Raw genomic sequence first — 20,580 nt, forward strand, 5'->3', positions numbered from 1 at the left:
CTAATGGCTGGAATAGCAGGTGGTGTGGGCGGCGCGGAAGCGGCAGTGCTCGCGCATGCGGCAGATATTGCAGGTGGGGCGACTCTGGGCGTCGTGGACCTCGCCGTCAAACAGGCCGATCACCGCGGTCACGCTCTTGGTGGGCATGAGCAGGCTGGTAGGTGTGACGGTAAGCCCGATGAGCCGCGTGGCGTTGAGTGCGGCCACGATTGAACGCTGAGCCGTAAGCGGGCAGTCGCCGTAGCCGGGACTGAAGCGCCAGTTACCGGCGAGTCCGTGTGCGGCGGCCGCAGCCTTGACCTGCTGGTCCATCTGCTCGACGGCAGCTTCCACATAGGCGGAGCACGCGGCATCGAGCACGGCTCCCTCTAGGGGCTGCTGGGCTCCCGTGGTGCGCAGACGACGCTCGGCGTCCATGCCGAGGGTGCATGCCATGAGCGCGGCGAAGTGGGCGTCTTTGAGATGTCGATAGATATCGCGACCGCGCAGCTCAACGTTGGTTCCAACCAGACGGATGCTGGGCTCTCCCTGCTCGTCCACGCCCATGGCATCGACGGCAAATACGCGGCGCACGCCACGGGGCTCAATGTCCAGTTCCAAACGTTCAACGACAAGCTCAATACGCTGCGACAGCTCGGGCTCAATCTGCTGGCCGCCGTAACCCAGATACCGCAGCATCTCGGCACGATCGACGCGGGGATGGTGGGCATCATCGATACGGTAGAGCGCCGGCGACGCAAGGTCGGCCGGCACTTCACCAAAAGCTGTATCGATGTGCGGTTTTTCCATTACCCCAGGCGCTCCATAATAGTTGCGGCGATCGCAGGACGATTCATAGTGTACAAGTGCAGGCCGTCGGCGCCGTGATCCTTAAGGTCGCAAAGCTGGCGGGCTGCATAATCTACACCGGCTGCCTGCAGGCTCTCGGGGTCATTCTCGTACTTGGCGAGAATCTTGATGACGGGGGAGGGCAGCGACGCGCCGCACATAAAGACCATGCGGCTGATCTGCGACTTGCCCATAAACGGCATGATGCCTGCGGTAATGGGCACAGTGATACCGGCCTTGTCGGCAAGCTCGCGAAAACGGTAGAAGCACTCGTTATCAAAAAAGAGCTGGGTCACAAAGAAGCTCGCGCCGGCGTCCTGCTTTTGCTTGAGATATTCGACCGAGAGGTTGAGATTCTCACAGGCAATGTGGCCTTCGGGGTAGGCTGCGGCGCCCACGCAAAAGCCGGCGTCGACAAGCTCGGGGATGAGGTCGCGGGCGTAGGCGTAGTCCGAGGCGGGCTTGTCATTCTCGCTCGCGCCGGCGGGAAGATCGCCACGCAGGGCCAGCACATTTTCTACGCCGGCGGAGCGGTATTCGTCGATCTTGGCGGCGATATCGGCATGCGTGCGGCCAACGCAGGTGAGGTGCGCCACCGAGGGCGTATCGAATTCGCCCGTAATCATATGCGCGATGGGGGCGGTGGCGGAGCCGTTGCCCGAGCCGCCGGCCGAGCAGGTGACCGAGACAAAGCTCGGCGAAAGCTTGCACAGATTGCCAGCCACCTCGCGAGCCGTGTCGAGGGTAAGCTCGCCCTTGGGCGGGAACATCTCAAACGAAACGGGCGTGGTGCCCTGGGATGCTGCCTGCTTAAAAACCTCGTCGACGCGCATGTCGTGCTCCTTTAGATACATTAGCGTGATGTGTTGTATGGATTCTACAGCACCGCTGCGCTACGGTGGAGTTTTACTCGCTATTTGGAAATATCAATCGAAGATGTTTCGCTATCGGCATTCCCTATAACAGCGTAGCTAATTTGGAGCTTTTTTACCCCATCAACCAGGTACGCAGGGTAGTCTTTTTGGGACGGGGCTTTTTTAGCTACCCAATCCGGCGCCTCCAAAGCTTGAGACCATATTTAAATAGGGCAGCTAAAAAAGCCCCGTCCCAAAAAGACTACCCGTAAACCATGTGGAGAGGTCTGCAATTTATACAGTTGATTGGCTGTTGAGGGTGGCAACATTGCCGCGATGCGGTAACCTCATTGATTAGTTTCGCGACGGCAACATAACGGTAATGTCGCGGAAACACGGCGAGTCTAAGCTATGACTCGTTCGTTAGTAATCAACACCGCTTCTCACGCGGTGCCGATACGAAGGGAGTTCCGTATGGCCGAACTTACTGACCGCTTCGGGACCATGGTGTTCTCTGAGGAAGTCATGAAGGACTACCTCCCCAAGGACATTTGGAAGCGCCTTGCTGCAACCCTCGAGGACGGTGAGCCGCTCGACCTGGATGTGGCCAACGCCGTTGCCCATGCCATGAAGGTCTGGGCCATCTCCAAGGGCGCGACGCACTACGCGCACTGGTTCCAGCCGCTTTCGGGCATTACTTCCGAGAAGCACGACAGCTTCCTCGAACCCAACCACGACGGCACCGCTATTACCAAGTTTACGGGAAAGAACCTCATCCAGGGCGAGCCGGACGCCTCCAGCTTCCCCAACGGCGGCCTGCGTGCCACCTTCGAGGCCCGCGGCTATACCGCTTGGGATCCCACCAGCCCCGCCTTTATCAAGGACGATGTCCTGTGCATCCCCACGGCTTTCTGCTCCTACACGGGCGAGGCCCTGGACAAGAAGACCCCGCTGCTGCGCTCCATGACCGCGCTCTCGCGTGAGGCCAAGCGCGTTTTGGCGCTGTTTGGTAAGACCCCCAAGAAGGTCGTTCCTTCCGTGGGCGATGAGCAGGAGTACTTCCTGATCAAGAAGGACGCTTACCGCAAGCGCAGGGACCTGGTCATCACCGGCCGCACCCTCTTTGGTGCTGCTCCCTGCAAGGGCCAGGAGCTCGAGGAGCACTACTTTGGCGCTATCCGCCCCACCGTCTCGGCCTATATGAAGGACCTGGACGATGAGCTGTGGGCGCTTGGCATTCCCGCCAAGACCAAACACAACGAGGTCGCTCCCTGCCAGCATGAGCTCGCCCCCGTCTATGGCGAGGTCAACGAGGCCATCGACCAGAATCTGGTCATGATGGAGAAGATGAAGCTCATCGCCTCCCGCCACGATTTGGTCTGCCTGCTGCACGAGAAGCCCTTCGAGGGCATCAACGGTTCGGGCAAGCACAATAACTGGTCGCTTGGCACCGAGTCCGAGAATCTGCTCGATCCGGGCGACACCCCGCTCGACAACCTGCAGTTCATCGTCTTCCTCACCGCGGTGATCGAGGCCGTCGATAACTACCAGGAGCTCCTGCGTGCCTCCGTTGCCTCGGCCGGCAACGACCATCGTCTGGGCGCCAACGAGGCTCCTCCGGCGATTATGTCCATCTTCCTGGGCGACCAGCTTACCGAGGTCGTCGAGAAGATCATCGATGGCAAGGCTTCCGTCCATGCCACGCGCGGCGTGCTCGACCTGGGCGCCGATACCCTGCCCAAGCTGATGCAGGACAACACCGACCGCAACCGCACCTCTCCGTTCGCCTTCACCGGCAACAAGTTCGAGTTCCGTGCCTGCGGCTCCGAGCAGAACGTCTCCGACTCCAACCTGGTGCTCGATGCCGCCGTGGCCAAGTCGCTCAAGTCCTTCGCCGACGCACTCGAGGGTACGCCCGAGGATAAGTTCCAGGACGCCGCGCTCGAGTACTGTAAGAAGGTGCTGACCGATCACCAGCGCATCCTGTTCTCCGGCGACGGTTACTCCGACGAGTGGCCCATCGAGGCCGAGAAGCGCGGCCTTGCCAACAACAAGACCACGGCCGACGCTCTTCCCGCCTTTGTTTCCGATAAGGCTATCGCGCTCTTTGAGGAGACGGGCGTTCTGACCAAGGCCGAGGCTCAGTGCCGCTACGACTGCAAGCTCGAGAAGTACAACAAGCTCATGAACATCGAGGCTACCACGATGATTCGCGAGGCACGTCGTACCTATCGTCCGGTCATTACCGCCTATGCCACCAAGGTCGCTAAGGGCCTTGAGACAATTCGTGCCGCCGGTGCTGAGGCCGCCATGCAGTGCGAGCAGAACACGCTCAACAAGCTCTGCAACGGTATCACCGCCATCAACGACTCCATCAAGGCGCTCGACGCCGTGCATCAGAAGGCCGAGGCTCTCGATGGCCAGGAGCAGGCCAATGTGTATGCACACGAGGTCGTTCCCGCTATGGATACGCTGCGTGCCTCCGTGGATGCCATGGAGGAGATTGTGGCCGCCGACTACTGGCCGGTCCCGACCTACGACGACATTCTGTTCTACGTGTAGGGCATAGCCAACATATCGTCACGGTATTAAGCCGGGGTCCGCATCGCGCGGGCCCCGGCTTTTTGATTTCGAAGGACGCTTTGGAGTCCGTTTTGCCGCCGATTTTCCGGGGTCCGCACCCTGTCGGGTTCGAATCCCGGCGTTGGGGTAGAAAAAAGCCCGTCACCGCGGGGGTAACGGGCCTCTCGTTTCAAATGGTGCCCCCAGCGGGATATCCGCGTGCGGCTGGCGCCGCCCGCCTTCGCTGCGTCGCTTCGCTCCTTGCGTGCTGCGCTGGAAAACGCTTCGCGTTTCCTCAGCTCCGCACCCTGTCGGGTTCGAATCCCGGCACATGAGTAGCAAAAAGCCCGTCACCGCGGGGGTAACGGGCTTCTCGTTTCAAATGGTGCCCCCAGCGGGATTCGAACCCGCGATATCCACCTTGAAAGGGTGGCGTCCTTGGCCGCTAGACGATGGGGACAGCGGGAAAGAGTATAGCAGACTTTTTTATTCGTTCACATATCGTTGGCAAACTGAAAAACCACCACAAAGATGCCTGTCCCTTTGTGGTGGCGGGGCGTTAGGGGAGGAGCTTCATGGCAGCGTCGTGGGCGGCGTGCTCGTAGGTGTCGTCGAGGGGCTTGAGCGGCAGCAGGGCGGCGGCCTGTGCATCGCCACGGCGCTCAAGGGCATGGGCGATGAGCCAGTCGGCGAGCTCGGGGTTCTTGGGCAGTGCCGGTCCGTGTAGGTACGTGCCGATGACGCCCTTGTAGATGAGGCCCTCAAAGCCATCGTCGCCGTTGTTGCCGGTGCCCGTGACGACAGACGTTCCAAGCGGCGTGGCCTCTGCATCGAGCAGGGTGCGGCCGCCGTGGTTCTCGAACCCCACAAAGGGCTCGGGTGCCAGGTCGGTCTTGACGGCGACGTTGCCTATCAGGCGGTCGGAGCCGCGCACGGTCTCGGAGGCGATGACACCTAGACCCTCGATGCGATTCTCGCCCATATAGTACGAACGACCGAGCAGCTGATAGCTGCCGCAGATAGCGAGCAACGAGCCGCCGTCCTCAACATATGTCGCAACCTTGTCCTTTTGAGCGAGCAGCTCGTGTGCCACAGCCAACTGATCGCGGTCGGCACCGCCGCCCATCATGACGATGTCGGCGTCGGTAAGATCGAGCGTCTTGCCCATGCGGACCTCCTCCACGCGCGCGGGAATGCCGCGCCAGGCGCAGCGGCGCTCGAGGGCGATGACGTTGCCGCCGTCGCCATAGAGGTTGAGGGCATCGGGATACAGATAGACGATGCGCAGCGGGCGCGGAAGCTCGACCGGCGCAATGTCGGTGGGGACGGCGCTGCCATCGGTGCGTGTTACGGCGCAGGAGGCAACCGAGCTCGCATCGGCGTCTTTAAGTCCGTCGAGCTCTTTGACCAGCGGCGGGAATGCCGTGTAATTGGCGACGGCGTAGAAGGTGTCATCGGCTGCCTCATCTGCCACGGCGCCGATCGCCTGCTCGATATTCGAGATGATGGCGGCGTCGATGCCGGCGTACTTCAGGCGCACCTGCATGTCGTGCGCGCGCGTACCCCCGGCAAAGGCGACAAGCCCTGGGGTATCGGCGATGCGCTCGAAGTCGACGTCGTAGATCCACGAGACATCGTGGCCGTCGGCGTCGTTGTCATTCAGGAAGAAGGCGCATAGCCTGCCGCCTGCCGTTTTAATGGACTGGATCTGGCGATCGAAGCCTACGGGATTTTTGGCCAGGTTTGCCTCGACGGTACGGCCGGCAATCTCCCAGCGGCCCATGCGTCCGCCGGCGGGGACGTAGGCATCGAGCGTGGGCTGCAGATGCGCTGCGTCCACGCCCAACTCGCGCGCCGCAAAGAAGGCGGCGGCAACGTTGTAGACCATGTACAGGCCGTTGTAGCGCGTGGCGATGTGCGTTGCGGGCGCTTTTGCCTCGGGTCCAAAGGTCAGGTCAAAGCCGTAGCCGTCGCAGCCGAGCTCAACGCCTGTCACGCGACGGACCAGCGCGGGGCGACTCCAACCGCACGAAGGACAATGATAGGCGCCGAGCTGGCCGTACTGCACATAGTCGTACTCCAGCGGCGCGTTGCATTGCGAGCAAAAACGCGAGTCGCTAATGCGATCGGACTCGGTGCCCGTGGCGCCGTCGATGCCAAAGGCGATGCTCATATTGGGGACGCGTGCGGCGATCGAGGCGCAGAGCGGGTCGTCGGCGTTATAGATGAGCGTCGTTGCCGGCGAAAGCTCCAACGCGTGGGCTATGACGTCCTGGGTGTGGTCGATCTCGCCGTAGCGGTCCAGCTGGTCGCGGAACAGGTTGAGCAGCACAAAGTACGTTGGCTTGAGCTTGGGCAAGACGCGCACCGTGTAGAGCTCGTCGCACTCAAAGACGCCTACGCGCTTGCTGCTGGCGGCACGCTTAAGATCGCTGCGGCCCTCGAGCAGGGCACCCACCACGCCCGGCTCCATGTTGTTGCCGGCGCGGTTGCATACCACGGTGGCGCCGCTGGCGGCAACGGCGTCGGCGATGAGGTTGGAGGTGGTGGTCTTACCGTTGGTGCCGGTGACCACCACGCTGCGGTCGACAAGGCTCGCGAGGTCGCTTAGCAGCTCGGGGTTGATCTTCATGGCGATGCGGCCGGGGAGTACGCCGCCCTGGCGCTTAAGGATGGAGCGCAGCCCCCAGCGGGCGATATCGCTCGAAGTGCAGGCGAGAGATGAGCGGAAGTTCATGAAGCCGTTCCTAACGTGAATGACATGGTCGTGGCGAGCGTGTCGTTAAAAGCCATAACGGCGCGCAAATTCCTGGGCAAGCTGCGATACGTCTTCGCAAGCGCTGGCCCAGGGGGCAAAGTCGGGAGTATCCGAGATGATGCCGTCGGCCTCCCAAACTGCCTGGTGCGAAAGGTCCCAGGGGTCGTGCGGCTCGGGCCGGCAGGGAAGGTACGGTGTCTGATACATGGGGTTCAGCAAAAAGAACGCGCCGCCCTCGCAGCGGTTGGCAAACTCACGCAGGGCGCGTGTCGCCGGGCGCATCTTGTTCGTTTTGAACAGCAGGATCGTGCGGGCGAGTAGGTACCAAGGGGAGTTCTCGAGGGCATCGGCCCCCATCTGCTCCTCGAGCTGGTGGGCCAGGGCAAAAAAGCCGTCCTCGTCTTCCAGACGAGCGAGGGCGAGTAGCACGGTGCCGGCAGCTCGGGTGGGATAGCCTTCCGCCTTAAGAACACGGCGAGAATAGTTGACGGCAGCACGGTAGCGAGCGCTCGCCATGCACAGCTGCGAGATGGCCTCGAGCGTGTGGAGCCACCCGATAAGCGCCGGCTCGCTCACGGTGAGATCGGCCGCCGTCACACCGTCTGCCAGCACCTTGTTGGTCCAGTAGTGCGGGGCCTCCATATCGAATCCGGGCACGCTTTGCCGCAGGTAATCGGCTGTGGTCGCCTCGAGCTTCATCAGGTCGCCCAGGCAGGCGTCGACGGGTGTGTCCGCCAAAATGATGGCAAGCAGCTGGGCATCTACCGCCAGCGCATCGACGCGGACGATCTTGAGCAGCTCATCGCGCATATCGTCGAACAGGCGGTTGCGCGTCTGCTCAAATTCCTCATCGCTGCCCATATCCTCGATACGATGGAGCTCGTCGAGCAGGTGGCGGTGAACACCGGCATAGGAAAGCAGTGCCTGGGCATGCTCGGTCTGCGCATACTTATGAGGGTTGACGCTCACGTCGTTATGGACAAGATCGCGTGCTGCATCGGTGAGTTCGGGGTGCGACGCAACGTAGGCGCGCTCCAGGTAGGCGGGGATGTAGACGCTCGGATCCATTAGAGGTCTCCTCCCTTAAACGGCAAGCCCTGCTCGGCCGCCCGTAGGATGCGCTCGTCGATCTGGGAACGCACGATATCGTTGGTGGCGACCCAGGCGGCAAAGCTGGCGTTGTCGGGGGCGCCCAAGCCCTCCTGCAGTACCGGCGTCGCTTCGGACAGCGCAAGGACAAGCTCGTCGGTGGAGCCCACGCCCACGTTGACGCGGGCATAGACGCCATCGGGAAACTCGGTTTGAAAGTAAAGCGCCTCGGCTGCGTGCGGGCACGAGCGCGCAAGGATGCGCAAGTAGTGCTCGGCGCCCTCGTAGTCCAGCTCGCGCCAGGCAGCGCTCATCAGCGCGATGAGCGTCCACGGGTCTAAGTCGCGCTCCGCGTCCTTGGGACGACGGCGCAGCGGCGTGTTGGCGAGATAGGGGACGGAGTGGGCAGAGCGAAAGCGTTTGAGCTCCTCGGCGGGGTATTCGAGTTTTGCCATGGCGAGCATCGCAGTGTGGCGGACACCGGCCGGATCGTTGGGGGCAAAGTCCAGGCTGCGGTTTGCGGTTTCGAGCGACATGCGGTAACGGCCGCTAATGAGGGCGCGCGACGCAAGGGCGGCAAGCCAGCGCAGGTAGGGGCGGCGTGTAAGGTCGCCTGCGGCCTCGCGCTCGTAGGGGTCCTGCGCCGAGGCGATCTTGAGTGCCAGGTCGTGCTCGACTTCATCGCGCTTGGATACCAAGTACTGTACGTACTCCTCGTTGGAGTTAGCGGTGAGGGCGGTCAACATGCGCTGAGCGTCCCAGTTGGTCGGGTCGAGTGCGGCTGCCTCGCGAAGCATGTTTTCGGCAGCGGTCTCTTCTTGCTCTGCCTGGGTATCGTCAGGGATAAAGGGAATGCGGTAGTCGACAGCCTCGACTACCTTGGCAATCAGATGTCCGGCGCGGTCGCGGTCGTGCACGATGAGCGGCGCGGGGTTGCGGGTGAATTGTTCCATCAGACGCTCTACGGCAGGGCCGTCGGTGAGCGGGATATTGTCGCGGCGCAAGGCCTCAAGAACGAGGCGATGGCAATCTTCTTGAATGGGATCGAATGCCATGGGGCCTCCTTTGCTGCGGTTAGGGTTCAAATGTCTCTATATAAGGTTCTAGTTTACCCGCATGAGGCACATTGGGAGTGCCGCACTTGGACATGCACCTTTGCACCACGAAGACGGATGTCGCACAAATGTCGGCATCTTGGACGACCGAGTGGTATCACGGTGCCGCAAACGGTCGATTTTTGGCGGCGAACGGTGTGTCTTTTGGAGGGGCACAGTCCTGCCCTGGATATGTGGTCAACCTTGATAAAACGTTTGCCCAGCTTGGGAGTATGAATGCCGCATAAGGGTCTTCAGGGATAGAAAAAACGTTTCATCATTGTCGACTTTCGGTAAATAACTGACCAACCAGAACGGTAAAATAATATTTGTCTGAGCGTTGAGACGTTTAGACATCGCGCATTGTCATCGCCGGCAACGCGCAAAACGGTCCTAACGGAGCCAATCGGGTGCTCCGTTATATACGCAAGTCTAAGAGGGGCTTGTTTAGGAGGCACAGTATGGGACGTTTTACCAATCCTCGCGATCTGTACTTTGGTGAGGGCGCTCGCCACGAGGTGAAGAACCTCAAGGGCAGCAAGGCCATCATCGTGACCGGCGGCGGCTCCATGCGCCGCGGCGGTTTTTTGCAGGACGTCGAGGCCGACCTCAAGGAGGCCGGTTTCGAGGTCAAGCTGTTCGAGGGCGTCGAGTCCGATCCGTCCGTCGAGACGGTCATGAAGGGCGCCGAGGCCATGACCGAGTTCCAGCCCGACTGGATTATCGCCATTGGCGGTGGCTCGCCCATCGATGCCGCTAAGGCTATGTGGCTGTTCTACGAGTATCCCGAGGAGACCTTCGAGGAGGCGGTCGTCCCGTTCTCCTTCCCGGAGCTCCGTCAGAAGGCTCACTTCTGCGCCATCTCCTCTACCTCCGGCACCGCTACCGAGGTCACCGCGTTCTCCGTCATCACCGACTACGCCAAGGGCATCAAGTACCCGCTGGCCGACTTCAACATCACCCCTGATGTCGCCATCGTCGACCCCGAGCTCACCTACACCATGCCCTCCAAGCTGTGCGCTCACACCGGTATGGACGCTCTGACTCACGCCATCGAGGCCTACGTCTCCACCGCTGGCTCCATGTACACCGACGCCAACGCCCTGCATGCTATCCGCGAGATCGTCGAGTGGCTGCCCAAGTCCTATCAGGGCGATCATGAGGCCCGCCAGCACATGCACGACGCCCAGTGCATCGCCGGCATCGCCTTCTCCTCGGGTCTGCTGGGCATTGTCCACTCCATGGCTCACAAGACCGGTGCCGCCTTTGAGGGCGACCACATCATCCACGGTTGCGCCAACGCCATGTACCTGGGCAAGGTCATCCAGTTCAACGCCAAGGACGCTCGCGCCAAGAGCCGCTACGCCTTCATCGCCAAGGAGATCCTGCACCTCGCCGGCGAGACCGAGGACGAGCTGGTCGAGGCTCTGGTCCAGGAGATTCGCGACCTCAACGACAAGCTCGACATCCCGCAGGGCATCAAGAACTACGGTGCCAAGGGCGTGAAGGCCGACGAGTCCATCATCGATTACGATGAGTTCGAGGCTAAGAAGCACGACGTTGCCGCCAACGCCATCCTCGACGCCTGCACGGGCTCCAACCCGCGCCAGCCGTCTCAGGAGGAGATGGAGCAGCTGCTCGAGTGCGTCTACACCGACACCCCGGTCACGTTCTAATCGGCACACATTGTTCTGATAAGGGTCTCGCGCTCTGTGCGCGGGACCCTTTTTCTATGGTGCAATCTAACCTGTCCTCAATGCGCCAAGTTGCCACAAGGGGACAGGTGGCTTTGCACCAATCGTTGTTTGATGAAGGGCGGATTCTCGTATGGCGCTTCCTATGGTTTATGGCGGTCCCGGCCGGTATGTTCAGGGGCCGGGCGAACTTTCGCGTCAGGGCAGATATTTGTCATGGTTGGGCTGCGCTGCCTATGTCTTGTTTGACCAGGGCACCGAGGATCGGCTGTGCAGGCAGATCGTCGATGGATTTCTGGACGAAGATCTAAGCGAGCCGTTCTTTAAGATTTATGACGGTCCGTGTACGGAAGAGGCCGTTGTCGAAATGGCTAAGGAAGCCCAGGCTGAGTATTGCGACATGGTGGTGGGTATTGGCGGCGGCAAGATGCTCGATATCGCCAAGGCCGTTGCGTTTTATGCCGAGTTGCCGTTGTGCGTATGCCCCACGGCGGCTTCGATGGACGGTCCGTGCAGCGCGATTTCGGTGCTGTATCACGAGGATGGGTCGTTCGACCGCTATCTGATGCTCGAAAAGAATCCAGATTTGGTTGTGGTCGATACCGGCGTGGTCGCGGCAGCCCCGCTGCGTATGACGGTCGCTGGCATGGGCGACGCACTGGCAACGTATTTCGAGGCGCGTTCGTGCGCCGCGGCGCACGGCGCCAACGAGCACGGTGGAGCGCCAGGACACTTGGCCTTGGTTGCGGCTCGTGCCTGCTATGACACGCTTATGGAGTGCGGCGTCGCTGCCAAGCGCGATCTTAAAAAGGGTCGTATATCGCCGGCGGTTGAGCGCCTGATCGAGTGCAATATCCTACTCTCGGGCGTCGGCTTTGAGAGCGGTGGCTTGGCGTTGGCGCATGCTATCGCCAACGGCCTGACGATTCTGCCCGAGTGCAAGGCCATGCATGGTGAGGCCGTGGCATTTGGCCTGGTGGTGCAGCTTCGTTTGGAGCGCGCGCCCGAGCTTGATCAGGTGCTCGAGTTTTGCCAGCGCGTTGGTCTGCCGACGACACTCGAGGAGCTGGGCCTTGGCGAGATTTCCGATGATGACCTGCTGAGCGTTGCGGACGCAACTTTTAAGAACGAGCGCAATATGGCTAACGAACAGGCCAAGGTGACCAAACAAAAGCTCGTGCAGCTCATGTGCGAGGCATAGCTTGGCGCTTGATTGACCTTGTGCAATCGAGGCGGCGATAGGCCATAGGCTATTTGTCTCAATGATGCGCCGCATGTAATTTGCCCGAGGCGTGGGCCGATGGCGTATCATTATCTCTTGCTTGTTTGCACTGCTCAGGGAGGGGCCGCGCATGGCGCAGGAACACGATCTGTTTGATGACATTATCGAGATCAGCAAGGGTTTCGACTTTCTTAAAAACCCGCTTGGCGGTGTGACCGATGCGCTCGATCCGTCGGCGCCGCAGTGGAATCCTGCCGACTATAAGGAGCGTCCGCGCGGCAACACCATTCCGTGCCTGACCTGCAAAAACGAAAAGAGCGGCTGCACTGCGTGCATGGATGTGTGCCCGGTCAACGCTATCGAGGTCGAGGAAGACTCCATCGAGATTCTCGACTCCTGCCGCAAGTGCGGCCTGTGCGCCGCTGCCTGTCCGACCGAGGCAATCATCTCGCCGCGTCTGGCGCCCAAAAACCTGTATGACGACATTGTCTCGGCGGCAACGAGCCACGAGACCGCCTACGTCACCTGCACGCGCGCCCTCAAGCGCATGCCGCGCGAGAACGAGGTCGTCGTTGCCTGCGTGGGCGATATTACGGCCGAGACCTGGTTCTCGGTACTGGCGGACTATCCCAACGTGAGCGTGTATCTTCCGCTGGGCGTGTGCGATAAATGCCGCAACACCGGTGGCGAGGATATCCTGGGCGAGGCGATTGCGAAGGCTGAGGAGTGGTCTGGCACGGGTATGGGCCTGGAGGTCGACCCCAAGAGCCTCAAGTGCCATAAGCTCCGCGAGTACGAGCGCAAGGAGTACATGGAAAAGATTGCCCGCACGACGGGTCTGACGGTGACCAAGCTCAACCCGGCGACGGCGGCGCTGGCCTCGGTGACGCAGAAGTTGAAGGCCCATCGCCATCAGATTACCCAGCTGGAGCGCACGCTCAACACCATGTGCGGCACCACGACGGCAAAGCGTCGCCGTTCGCTCACGCATGGGCGGCAGCTGGTGCTTTCGACACTGCAGAACCATCCCGAGCTTGCCCAGAACATGCAGGTGAGTACGCCTGAGTGCGATTTTGACAAGTGCACGTCGTGTGGCGAGTGCGTCAATGTATGCCCCACGTTCGCCTGCGATTTGGTGGGAAGCGGCCGCTTCGCGTTGGAGTCCACATATTGCTTGGGCTGCGGCGCCTGTGTCAAGGTTTGTCCCGAACATGCGCTCAAGCTGGTCGAACACGATGCGTCCAACTTGGTTGTCGTCGACCCCGAAGCCGAGGAAAAGGCCGCTCAGAAGGCCAAAGCCCACGAAGAGGCCCAAAAGGTAAAAGCCGAGGCGAAGGCCAAGCTCGACAAGATGCTCGACCAGGTGGAGAAGCTCGCGGACTAGCCAGCTACCCCAATCTCTGCTTCATTTGCGCCGCCGCGGTGTCCGGATTCGCCCGGATGCTGTGGCGGCGCTATACTTATACAGTTTGAAGTACCTGTACCAAAAGGAGCTGTCGTGTCCCTTTCCATCGGTATCGTGGGCCTGCCCAACGTGGGCAAGTCGACGCTGTTCACCGCGCTTACCAAAAAGACCGGCCTCGCCGCCAACTACCCGTTTGCCACGATCGACCCCAACGTGGGTATCGTCGATGTGCCCGATAGCCGCCTGCAAAAGCTCGCCGACATTGTCAACCCTGGCCGCATTGTGCCGGCTACGGTCGAGTTTGTCGACATCGCGGGCCTGGTGAAGGGTGCCAACGAGGGCGAGGGCCTGGGCAACCAGTTCTTGGCAAACATTCGCGAGACCGACGCTATCTGCGAGGTCGTGCGCTATTTTAAGGATCCCAACGTCATGCGTGAGGTGGGTCGTACGGGCGAGTTCGTCGATCCCGCCGGCGATGCCGACACCATCATGACCGAGCTTATCCTGGCCGACATGGGCACGCTCGAGAAGCAGCTGCCTAAGCTCGAGAAGGAGGCCAAGCGCGACAAGGAGCTCATGCCCAAGTTTGAGGTCGCCAAGCGCCTGCTCGCCTGGCTCAACGAGGGCAAGCGCGCCGCGTCCATGGAGATGACCGACGAGGAGCGCGCCGCTGCCAAGGGCCTGTTCCTACTCACCATGAAGCCCATCTTGTATGTGGCCAACGTGGACGAGGACATGCTCAACGAGGACCTGGCGCCCATCGATGGCGTCAAGCCGCTGCCGATCTGCGCCAAGATCGAGGCCGAGCTTTCCGAGCTCGATCCCGAGGATGCGGCCGACTACCTGGAGAGCCTGGGCCTGGAGCAGCCCGGCCTGGACGTGCTCGCGCAGGCAGCCTACAAGCTGCTCGGTCTGCAGTCGTTCTTTACGGCTGGCGAGATGGAGGTCAAGGCCTGGACGGTGCGTCAGGGCGCGACCGCCCCGCAGGCCGCCGGTGTCATTCATACCGACTTTGAGCGCGGCTTTATTAAGGCCGAGGTCATTGGCTATGACGACTACATCGAGCTCGGTGGCGAGCAAGGCGCCAAGGCTGCAGGCAAGCTGCGCATCGAGGGCAAAGAGTATGTCATGGCCGATGGCGACGTCGTGCACTTCCGCTTTAACGTGTAAGGACGGCGAGCATGTTTAAATATGGAAAAAAAGCTGGCTACATGGGCATCGCGCTGCTGGTGCTTGCAGTGCTTCCGCTGGTGGTCGCAGCGTTTGTAATCCCCAACATTGGTCCCGAGGTGGCAACAAAGTTTAATGCCGCCGGTGAGGTGACGCGCTGGGGCAAGAGCTACGAGCTGCTGGCATTGCCGGTGCTCAACCTGCTGCTGAGCGTGGCGACGTACTTTACGGCGGGACGCCAGGCAAAGAACAATGAGGACTCCGCCGCCATGGCGCGCATCGTGTGCGAGCGCTACCTGCGAAACGGCTGCATCACGGGCGCATTCCTCAACGTAATTAACGTCTACTTTATGTATTCGGCGATTACCGGCACAGGCTTTGGCCTGGGCTTTTAGCTTGCGCCTTTAGGCAACGAGCCTGCAAGCATATTCGATGGCTGCTGCGAGGCCGCCGCTCGATCGTGGTTGAAAGACCACATCGGCGGCGGCCTCGTTTTCGTATCCGGCACCGCGAAGGCAGAGCGCGATACCGGCTTCCAAGAGAAGGGGCAGGCCACACTGGCTGGTTGCGATTACGGCAGCCTGATTGAGTGAGCAGCCGTGCGCTTGGCATTGGATGGCAAGTTCACCTTGCGCTGGGCAAGGGACCAAAACGGCGGCGACGCGACTTGATAGCAATGCAAATGCTGTGCGCTCATCGGGCGAAAGGCATTCTGCTTCAACGACGACGAGCTTGGGCGGTGCGCTGTTTGTGCGAAGCGTGGCTCGGTACATGCGGACCGAAGAACCCGACATAGAAAACTCCTGTATATTAGGCAAAACGTAAACTATAGTTTACGTTTTTGTTTTGCTCCATTTCAAACTCGTCTGCATGAACGAACATGCGAAACAGATTCTTGGCGAGCGAGTCGAGCGGACGCGCAAGGCCCTTGGTATCTCCAAGGTCGATTTTTGCGTGGCGGTTGGAATCAGCCGACCTTATCTCGATCAAATCGAAAGCGGAACGGCAAACAGCACGCTCGAGATTTTATTTAAACTTGCGCCCGCGCTTGGCATGACGGTGTCAGAGCTTCTCGAGGGCATTGAGTAGGCGTTTTTGCTAGATTTGTCGTTTGCTGAACGGGTCCCCCCGACGGCGGCGTGCAAAAACCCGAGTATTCAGCATCCCTCAATAAATTGACAGCAACCGAAGGCGCAAATACGATGCTTGCTGTTTTGGATTATCCACAAAATTCATTATTATGAGGAATAATAGACGCGTGGGACGAGCCTATCGAACCGAAAAGCGATTTACAGCTAGCGGTTTTAACGTTTCCGGAAGGGGCGGGTGCTGAAAACTCCGCTTTTTGCACGTTCCGAGAGGTACCACGTGCCCTACAAGGCCCAAAGAGGCGGATTTTGTTTTAGCTACACCATCGGGATGCGGTCATGGTTGACTTGGCTGTAGAACAGGCGCTGAATCTCGGCCGCATCACGTGACTGGCCGAGCGCCCACATGGTCTTGGCCACGAGCGTTTCGGTGGTCATATCGTCGCCGCGCAAAATACCCGGATGGTCGGCGTAGGCACGGCCGACCTCATAAACACCCAGATCGAGGCCCTCTTCGGGGACCTGTGTGGTCATAACGACGGTGCGACCCGAATCGACCCAGCGGAAAATTGCTTCTTGGAACGACTCGCCCGACTCACCAAACTCGGGGATACCGCCAATGCCAAAGGTCTCCAGAATCACGGCGTCGTAGCTATCGGCAAGGGCGTCGAGGATGCCCGGGTTTACGCCGGGCGTAAGCTTGAGTACAAATACGCGCGGATCGATGCTGTCGTAGAAATGCACCGGGTTTTCGCCCTGATGCGTGCCGTGGAGCCCGTTGCGCACGATGCGGTCGTTGCGGATGTAGGCAATGGGCGGATAGTTGACGCTAATGAACGCGTTAAAGCTCATGGTGCGCTGCTTGCGGGCGCGCGTGCCGGCTATGGCCACACCGCCAAACACGATTGAGACGTCGTGCGAATGCTCGTCAAGCGCATAGAGCAGGCTCTGGTACAGATTGAGCTTGGCATCGGTAAAGGGGTTGCCCATGGGCTTTTGCGAGCCGGTGAGCACGATGGGCTTGGGGCTGTCCTGAATCAGGTAAGAAAGCGCCGCCGCGGTGTAGCTCATGGTGTCGGTGCCGTGCAGAATCACGAAGCCGTCGTGGTCGGCATAGCCCTCGACGATGACGTCGCGGATACGCATCCAGTCACTCGGACGCATATTGGTGCTGTCGATGTTCATGGGCTGCACGACGTCGAGCTCGCAGAGGCCCGAGATCTCGGGGACGCTCTGGGCGAGTTCCTCACCGGTCAGGACGGGGGAGAGGCCGTTGCCGTCCTCGGTCGATGCGATGGTGCCGCCCGTGGCGATGAGAAGGATGCGCTTCATGTTGGTGTTCCTATCGTATTTGCCGCCCCAGAGGCGGAGTCGTTCGGCAGTATTGTGGCACAGGGTGTCCAATGTTCAAACGTATTACATCATCTGTAACGTTTGGCAACACTTCAATTGCCGTCAAATAGGGGCCCAGGTCGTGCGTTTGCCGTGCGCTGATGGCTGCGAGGGACGAGAAACCCCATATAACGTGTACACTATGAAAGTTATTCTCGTTTATTCGCGCGGGTGGGCATCGGCTCCCCGCCAACAAGAGGGGGAAACCATGGATCAAAAGGCTTCCGCAAAGGTCCTCGTACTCGACTTTGGTGCGCAGTACGGTCAGCTCATTGCCCGTCGCGTCCGCGACCTCAACGTGTATTCCGAGATTGTTCCCTGCGACATCTCGGCCGATGAGATTCGCGAGATGAACGCCTCTGCGCTCATCCTTTCCGGCGGCCCGGCCTCCGTGTATGCCGAGGACGCTCCGTCCATCGATCCTGCCATCTTTGACCTGGGCCTTCCCGTCCTGGGCTTCTGCTACGGCCATCAGATCACGGCCGTGACGCTCGGCGGCAAGGTCGGCCACTCAGAGGTGGGCGAGTACGGCCGTGCTACCATCACACGCACGGCCGGCGCCAAGCTCTTTAACTCCACGCCCATGAAGCAAACCGTGTGGATGAGCCACCGCGACGCCGTTTCCGAGGTACCCGAGGGCTTTACCGTTACCGCCAGCACCGACGTGTGCCCGGTTGCCGCCATGGAGTGCCCCGAGCGCAAGATTTTCACCACGCAGTTCCACCCCGAGGTCAAACACTCCGAGTACGGTCAGCAGCTGCTGAGCAACTTCCTGTTTGAGATCTGCGGCCTGGAGCCCAACTGGAGCATGGACAACCTGGTCGAGACCATGACAGCCGAGTTCCGCGAGAAGGTCGGCGACGACCGCGTGATTTTGGCCCTGTCCGGTGGCGTCGACTCCTCCGTCGTGGCTGCGCTGGGCGCTCGCGCCGTGGGCAAGCAGATGACCTGTGTGTTCATCAACCACGGCCTGCTGCGCAAGGGCGAGCCCGAGCAGGTGGAGGAGGTCTTCACCAAGCAGTTCGATGTCGACTTTATCCACGTTCACGCCGAGGACCGTTATGCCGAGCTTCTGGCCGGCGTGACCGAGCCCGAGGAGAAGCGCCGCATCATCGGTACTCAGTTCTGGAAAGAGTTCTTCGCCGTGGCGCAGCAGCTCGAGACCGATGGCAAGTCGGTCAAGTACCTGGCTCAGGGCACCATCTACCCCGACATCATCGAGTCCGGCGCTCGCAAGACGGGCGGCAAGACGGCCACCATCAAGAGCCATCACAACCTGATCCCGTTCCCCGAGGGCGTACACTTCGACCTCATTGAGCCGCTTGATCACTTCTTTAAGGACGAGGTCCGCGCTCTTGGTCTGGCACTGGGCCTGCCGGGTCATATCGTGTTCCGTCAGCCTTTCCCGGGTCCGGGTCTGGCCATCCGCATCATCGGTGCGGTCGACAAGGAGAAGCTCGAGATCCTCAAGAACGCCGACGCTATCGTGCGCGAGGAGCTCGACGCCTACAACCAGCGCCTGTTTGAGCAGACCGGCGAGCGCAACTCTGAGCACAGCTGCTGGCAGTATTTCGCGGTCCTGCCCGACATCAAGTCCGTTGGAGTTATGGGCGACGAGCGCACCTATCAGCGCCCGATCATCCTGCGTGCCGTCGAATCCAGTGATGCCATGACCGCCGACTGGGCCAAGCTGCCCTACGATGTGCTGGCCCGCATTTCCGGCCGCATCGTTGCCGAGGTCCCCGGCGCCAACCGCGTGTGCTACGACATTACGTCCAAGCCGCCCGCGACCATTGAGTGGGAATAGGAAAAAATTGGGAATAGAATTCCCAATTTAGTAGGAACAGCGTAATTAGGTACGCGAATGGGAAGGGGAGTCCCGCGGGACTCCCCTCTGTTTAGATCGAGAATTAGAACGGTAACGTCACGTATGCTTTATGCGTGCTTGCGTTTGCGATACGCGATTAAAGCGATGCCGACTGCTATCAGGGCTGCTGCACTGAAGCAAAGGGATGCCAGGAGTGCCATCTGGTTGTCACCGGTCCGGGGGATTGTTGAGTTGGTGGGAGCGGAGTCGGCATTCTTCTCCCACTGGGCGTACAGGGTAGTGTCCTGGTCTGCGTTCTTTTTGGCGTCGAAGGCCTGCTTGCCTTCCTTGTCGTAGGTCCAGCCCTTGAAGGTGTAGCCTTCAGCGGTGGGATCATCGATAAGGGTGATGGGCTTGCCCTTCTCGGTCTGCTTGGTCACACTGTCGCTGTGGCCGTTCATGTCGAAGGTGACATCGACCATTTCGATGATGGGAGTGGAGGGAGCTTCCCAGACAGCCGTGAAGGTGATGTTTTCTTTAGCGGTGTATTCGCCGATAAAGGGATCGGTGCCTTCGGAGCCCTTCATGATCCAGCCAACGAATGTGTAGTCGCCGTCAGTGCCTAGATTAGGGAGTTCGACGATCTCGCCCTTGTTCACGGTTTTGGCCTCAGGTGCGGTCCCGAATTCGGATTCGAAGGAAACGGTGACCTTTTCCTTTTTGGTCCATTTGGCGTAGACGGTCATGGTCGTAGCGGCGGTGCCGTTGAACGAGGTGGTGAGGCCCTCTTCGGTGAACCAGCCGCCAAAGTCATATTCCAGGTCGGTGGGCTGGGGCAGGGTGACGGACGTCCCCTTCTTGACCGTAATGGGGCCAATCTGGGTTCCGTGGCCTTTCATATCGAAGGTCACGGTGACGATTTCGTAGAGCGCTGCACTGATGAATCGGGTATCGGCTTTCGAGCCTTCAATGGAAGATGCTCCTTGTTGGCCGCCAGTAGAAATAGGTGAACCAAAATAGGCGGTTAATATTGACCCATCTCCCGTTGTCAACTCAAGGACAGATGGGGGAATTGTATCTTCGTCGTTATTCGTGATATGGGCCTCCAGGTGATCGCCCGAGCTAGTTTGTCTTATTTCAAGCGTAAGGTGCCTATCATTTGCTGGGACGCCGATATCCCCCGGCGCTGGGACTCTATTCCAAGTGGCAATGGGTCCTTCGTCTTCAGCCCAGGCGTAATTCTGGGTGCCGGAGAAGGTGAAGGCGCAAACGCCGACTATGGCTGCGAGCGTGAGGACGAAAACCGGCAGGCGCCTGGCCAAGGTATCTTTAACCTGTATCTTCACTGCATCCTCCAATTCAAGCGTGCGTTCCCTATTGCAACATTGCATTTCATGTTAACAGAGAATTATTTTCGGGCATGTCCCTTGCTCGGCTCGGGCTTGCTCTGGGCGGGGATGCTTCGTGGTCTTGATGGGGTGGGTGCCTAATTCGAAGGAGGCAGAATCTGGTTTGGTGGTGCTGAAAAGTAACAAATATGATTTACTAGAGGGGTAATTACATTCAAACGACGCATAGCCAACAAAGATTCGGTTATTCTTTACCGGATGGAAAAAA

At 60.0% G+C, this 20,580-nt stretch carries 16 protein-coding genes and 1 tRNA gene; 8 read left to right on the plus strand and 9 right to left on the minus strand.

What is annotated here, in order from left to right; translation table 11 throughout:
- Window positions 1–789, minus strand: a complete 789-nt coding sequence (locus ACTQXO_RS01370; RefSeq protein WP_441032429.1) for a hypothetical protein — start codon at window positions 787–789, stop codon at window positions 1–3.
- Entirely contained in the window at window positions 789–1,661 is an 873-nt protein-coding gene (locus ACTQXO_RS01375) for a methylenetetrahydrofolate reductase (protein ID WP_441032432.1), read from the minus strand. Before ACTQXO_RS01375 ends, ACTQXO_RS01370 begins: the two co-directional genes overlap by 1 nt.
- Before the next feature lie 495 nt (window positions 1,662–2,156).
- Here ACTQXO_RS01375 and ACTQXO_RS01380 point away from each other — a divergent pair, with 495 nt between their 5' ends.
- The gene (locus ACTQXO_RS01380; protein ID WP_441032435.1) at window positions 2,157–4,244 is read left to right on the plus strand and encodes a glutamine synthetase III family protein; all 2,088 of its coding nucleotides are present in this window, start codon (window positions 2,157–2,159) and stop codon (window positions 4,242–4,244) included.
- Window positions 4,245–4,627: 383 nt separating this feature from the next.
- Here the strand turns inward: ACTQXO_RS01380 and ACTQXO_RS01385 are convergent.
- From ACTQXO_RS01385 to ACTQXO_RS01400, 4 genes are all read right to left on the minus strand, one after another.
- Window positions 4,628–4,704: transfer RNA gene (locus tag ACTQXO_RS01385), tRNA-Glu, on the minus strand.
- A gap of 99 nt (window positions 4,705–4,803) precedes the next feature.
- Complete coding sequence (locus ACTQXO_RS01390; protein ID WP_441032437.1) at window positions 4,804–6,981, minus strand: MurT ligase domain-containing protein; 2,178 nt, start codon at window positions 6,979–6,981, stop codon at window positions 4,804–4,806.
- Window positions 6,982–7,026: 45 nt separating this feature from the next.
- Window positions 7,027–8,070, minus strand: a complete 1,044-nt coding sequence (locus tag ACTQXO_RS01395) for a hypothetical protein (protein WP_441032440.1) — start codon at window positions 8,068–8,070, stop codon at window positions 7,027–7,029.
- Window positions 8,070–9,146, minus strand: coding sequence for a hypothetical protein (locus ACTQXO_RS01400; protein ID WP_441032443.1), 1,077 nt, complete (start codon window positions 9,144–9,146; stop codon window positions 8,070–8,072). The genes ACTQXO_RS01395 and ACTQXO_RS01400 overlap by 1 nt, the downstream gene beginning before the upstream one ends.
- A gap of 500 nt (window positions 9,147–9,646) precedes the next feature.
- Between ACTQXO_RS01400 and ACTQXO_RS01405 the strand changes: the two genes are divergently transcribed.
- The 5 genes from ACTQXO_RS01405 to ACTQXO_RS01425 all read left to right on the plus strand — a co-directional run bounded on the left by ACTQXO_RS01405 (window position 9,647) and on the right by ACTQXO_RS01425 (window position 15,071).
- Window positions 9,647–10,861: an iron-containing alcohol dehydrogenase gene (locus ACTQXO_RS01405; RefSeq protein WP_441032446.1), complete on the plus strand. Its 1,215-nt coding sequence runs from the start codon at window positions 9,647–9,649 to the stop codon at window positions 10,859–10,861.
- A 151-nt stretch (window positions 10,862–11,012) separates the two neighbouring features.
- Window positions 11,013–12,080 (plus strand): glycerol dehydrogenase, encoded by a 1,068-nt coding sequence (locus tag ACTQXO_RS01410; protein ID WP_441032449.1) that lies wholly within the window; start codon window positions 11,013–11,015, stop codon window positions 12,078–12,080.
- A 151-nt stretch (window positions 12,081–12,231) separates the two neighbouring features.
- On the plus strand, window positions 12,232–13,485 hold the full coding sequence (locus ACTQXO_RS01415) for a 4Fe-4S binding protein (protein ID WP_441032451.1): 1,254 nt from the start codon (window positions 12,232–12,234) through the stop codon (window positions 13,483–13,485).
- Window positions 13,486–13,599: 114 nt separating this feature from the next.
- The gene (ychF, locus tag ACTQXO_RS01420; protein WP_089572784.1) at window positions 13,600–14,676 is read left to right on the plus strand and encodes a redox-regulated ATPase YchF; all 1,077 of its coding nucleotides are present in this window, start codon (window positions 13,600–13,602) and stop codon (window positions 14,674–14,676) included.
- Between the two features lie 11 nt (window positions 14,677–14,687).
- A complete protein-coding gene (locus ACTQXO_RS01425) occupies window positions 14,688–15,071 on the plus strand; it encodes a DUF1648 domain-containing protein (protein WP_154517947.1) in 384 nt (127 codons plus the stop codon).
- A 9-nt stretch (window positions 15,072–15,080) separates the two neighbouring features.
- On the opposite strand, the gene ACTQXO_RS01430 is transcribed toward ACTQXO_RS01425, so the two are convergent.
- Window positions 15,081–15,470, minus strand: coding sequence for a hypothetical protein (locus ACTQXO_RS01430; protein WP_195838610.1), 390 nt, complete (start codon window positions 15,468–15,470; stop codon window positions 15,081–15,083).
- A gap of 76 nt (window positions 15,471–15,546) precedes the next feature.
- Here ACTQXO_RS01430 and ACTQXO_RS01435 point away from each other — a divergent pair, with 76 nt between their 5' ends.
- On the plus strand, window positions 15,547–15,765 hold the full coding sequence (locus ACTQXO_RS01435; RefSeq protein WP_427719445.1) for a helix-turn-helix domain-containing protein: 219 nt from the start codon (window positions 15,547–15,549) through the stop codon (window positions 15,763–15,765).
- A gap of 317 nt (window positions 15,766–16,082) precedes the next feature.
- Here the strand turns inward: ACTQXO_RS01435 and ACTQXO_RS01440 are convergent, their stop codons facing one another.
- Window positions 16,083–17,096: an asparaginase gene (locus ACTQXO_RS01440; RefSeq protein ID WP_441032456.1), complete on the minus strand. Its 1,014-nt coding sequence runs from the start codon at window positions 17,094–17,096 to the stop codon at window positions 16,083–16,085.
- Window positions 17,097–17,364: 268 nt separating this feature from the next.
- On the opposite strand from ACTQXO_RS01440, the gene guaA reads away from it, so the two are divergent.
- A complete protein-coding gene (gene guaA / locus ACTQXO_RS01445) occupies window positions 17,365–18,963 on the plus strand; it encodes a glutamine-hydrolyzing GMP synthase (protein WP_427795973.1) in 1,599 nt (532 codons plus the stop codon).
- A 128-nt stretch (window positions 18,964–19,091) separates the two neighbouring features.
- Here guaA and ACTQXO_RS01450 read toward each other — a convergent pair whose 3' ends face one another.
- Window positions 19,092–20,309, minus strand: coding sequence for an InlB B-repeat-containing protein (locus ACTQXO_RS01450; RefSeq protein WP_441545377.1), 1,218 nt, complete (start codon window positions 20,307–20,309; stop codon window positions 19,092–19,094).
- Window positions 20,310–20,580 lie beyond the last annotated feature (271 nt).

The organism is Collinsella sp. LCP19S3_D5, assembly GCF_052121415.1.
Classification (GTDB): Bacteria; Actinomycetota; Coriobacteriia; order Coriobacteriales; family Coriobacteriaceae; genus Collinsella.

Coding starts and splice junctions, on each gene's coding strand:
- ACTQXO_RS01415 (WP_441032451.1), top strand. CDS start 12,232: ATGGCGCAGGAACACGATCTGTTTGATGACATTATCGAGATCAGCAAG.
- ACTQXO_RS01435 (WP_427719445.1), top strand. CDS start 15,547: ATGAACGAACATGCGAAACAGATTCTTGGCGAGCGAGTCGAGCGGACG.
- ACTQXO_RS01405 (WP_441032446.1), top strand. CDS start 9,647: ATGGGACGTTTTACCAATCCTCGCGATCTGTACTTTGGTGAGGGCGCT.
- ACTQXO_RS01430 (WP_195838610.1), bottom strand. CDS start 15,470: ATGTCGGGTTCTTCGGTCCGCATGTACCGAGCCACGCTTCGCACAAAC.
- ACTQXO_RS01390 (WP_441032437.1), bottom strand. CDS start 6,981: ATGAACTTCCGCTCATCTCTCGCCTGCACTTCGAGCGATATCGCCCGC.
- ACTQXO_RS01370 (WP_441032429.1), bottom strand. CDS start 789: ATGGAAAAACCGCACATCGATACAGCTTTTGGTGAAGTGCCGGCCGAC.
- ACTQXO_RS01395 (WP_441032440.1), bottom strand. CDS start 8,070: ATGGATCCGAGCGTCTACATCCCCGCCTACCTGGAGCGCGCCTACGTT.
- ACTQXO_RS01375 (WP_441032432.1), bottom strand. CDS start 1,661: ATGCGCGTCGACGAGGTTTTTAAGCAGGCAGCATCCCAGGGCACCACG.
- ACTQXO_RS01410 (WP_441032449.1), top strand. CDS start 11,013: ATGGCGCTTCCTATGGTTTATGGCGGTCCCGGCCGGTATGTTCAGGGG.
- ACTQXO_RS01425 (WP_154517947.1), top strand. CDS start 14,688: ATGTTTAAATATGGAAAAAAAGCTGGCTACATGGGCATCGCGCTGCTG.
- ACTQXO_RS01440 (WP_441032456.1), bottom strand. CDS start 17,096: ATGAAGCGCATCCTTCTCATCGCCACGGGCGGCACCATCGCATCGACC.
- guaA (WP_427795973.1), top strand. CDS start 17,365: ATGGATCAAAAGGCTTCCGCAAAGGTCCTCGTACTCGACTTTGGTGCG.
- ACTQXO_RS01400 (WP_441032443.1), bottom strand. CDS start 9,146: ATGGCATTCGATCCCATTCAAGAAGATTGCCATCGCCTCGTTCTTGAG.
- ACTQXO_RS01380 (WP_441032435.1), top strand. CDS start 2,157: ATGGCCGAACTTACTGACCGCTTCGGGACCATGGTGTTCTCTGAGGAA.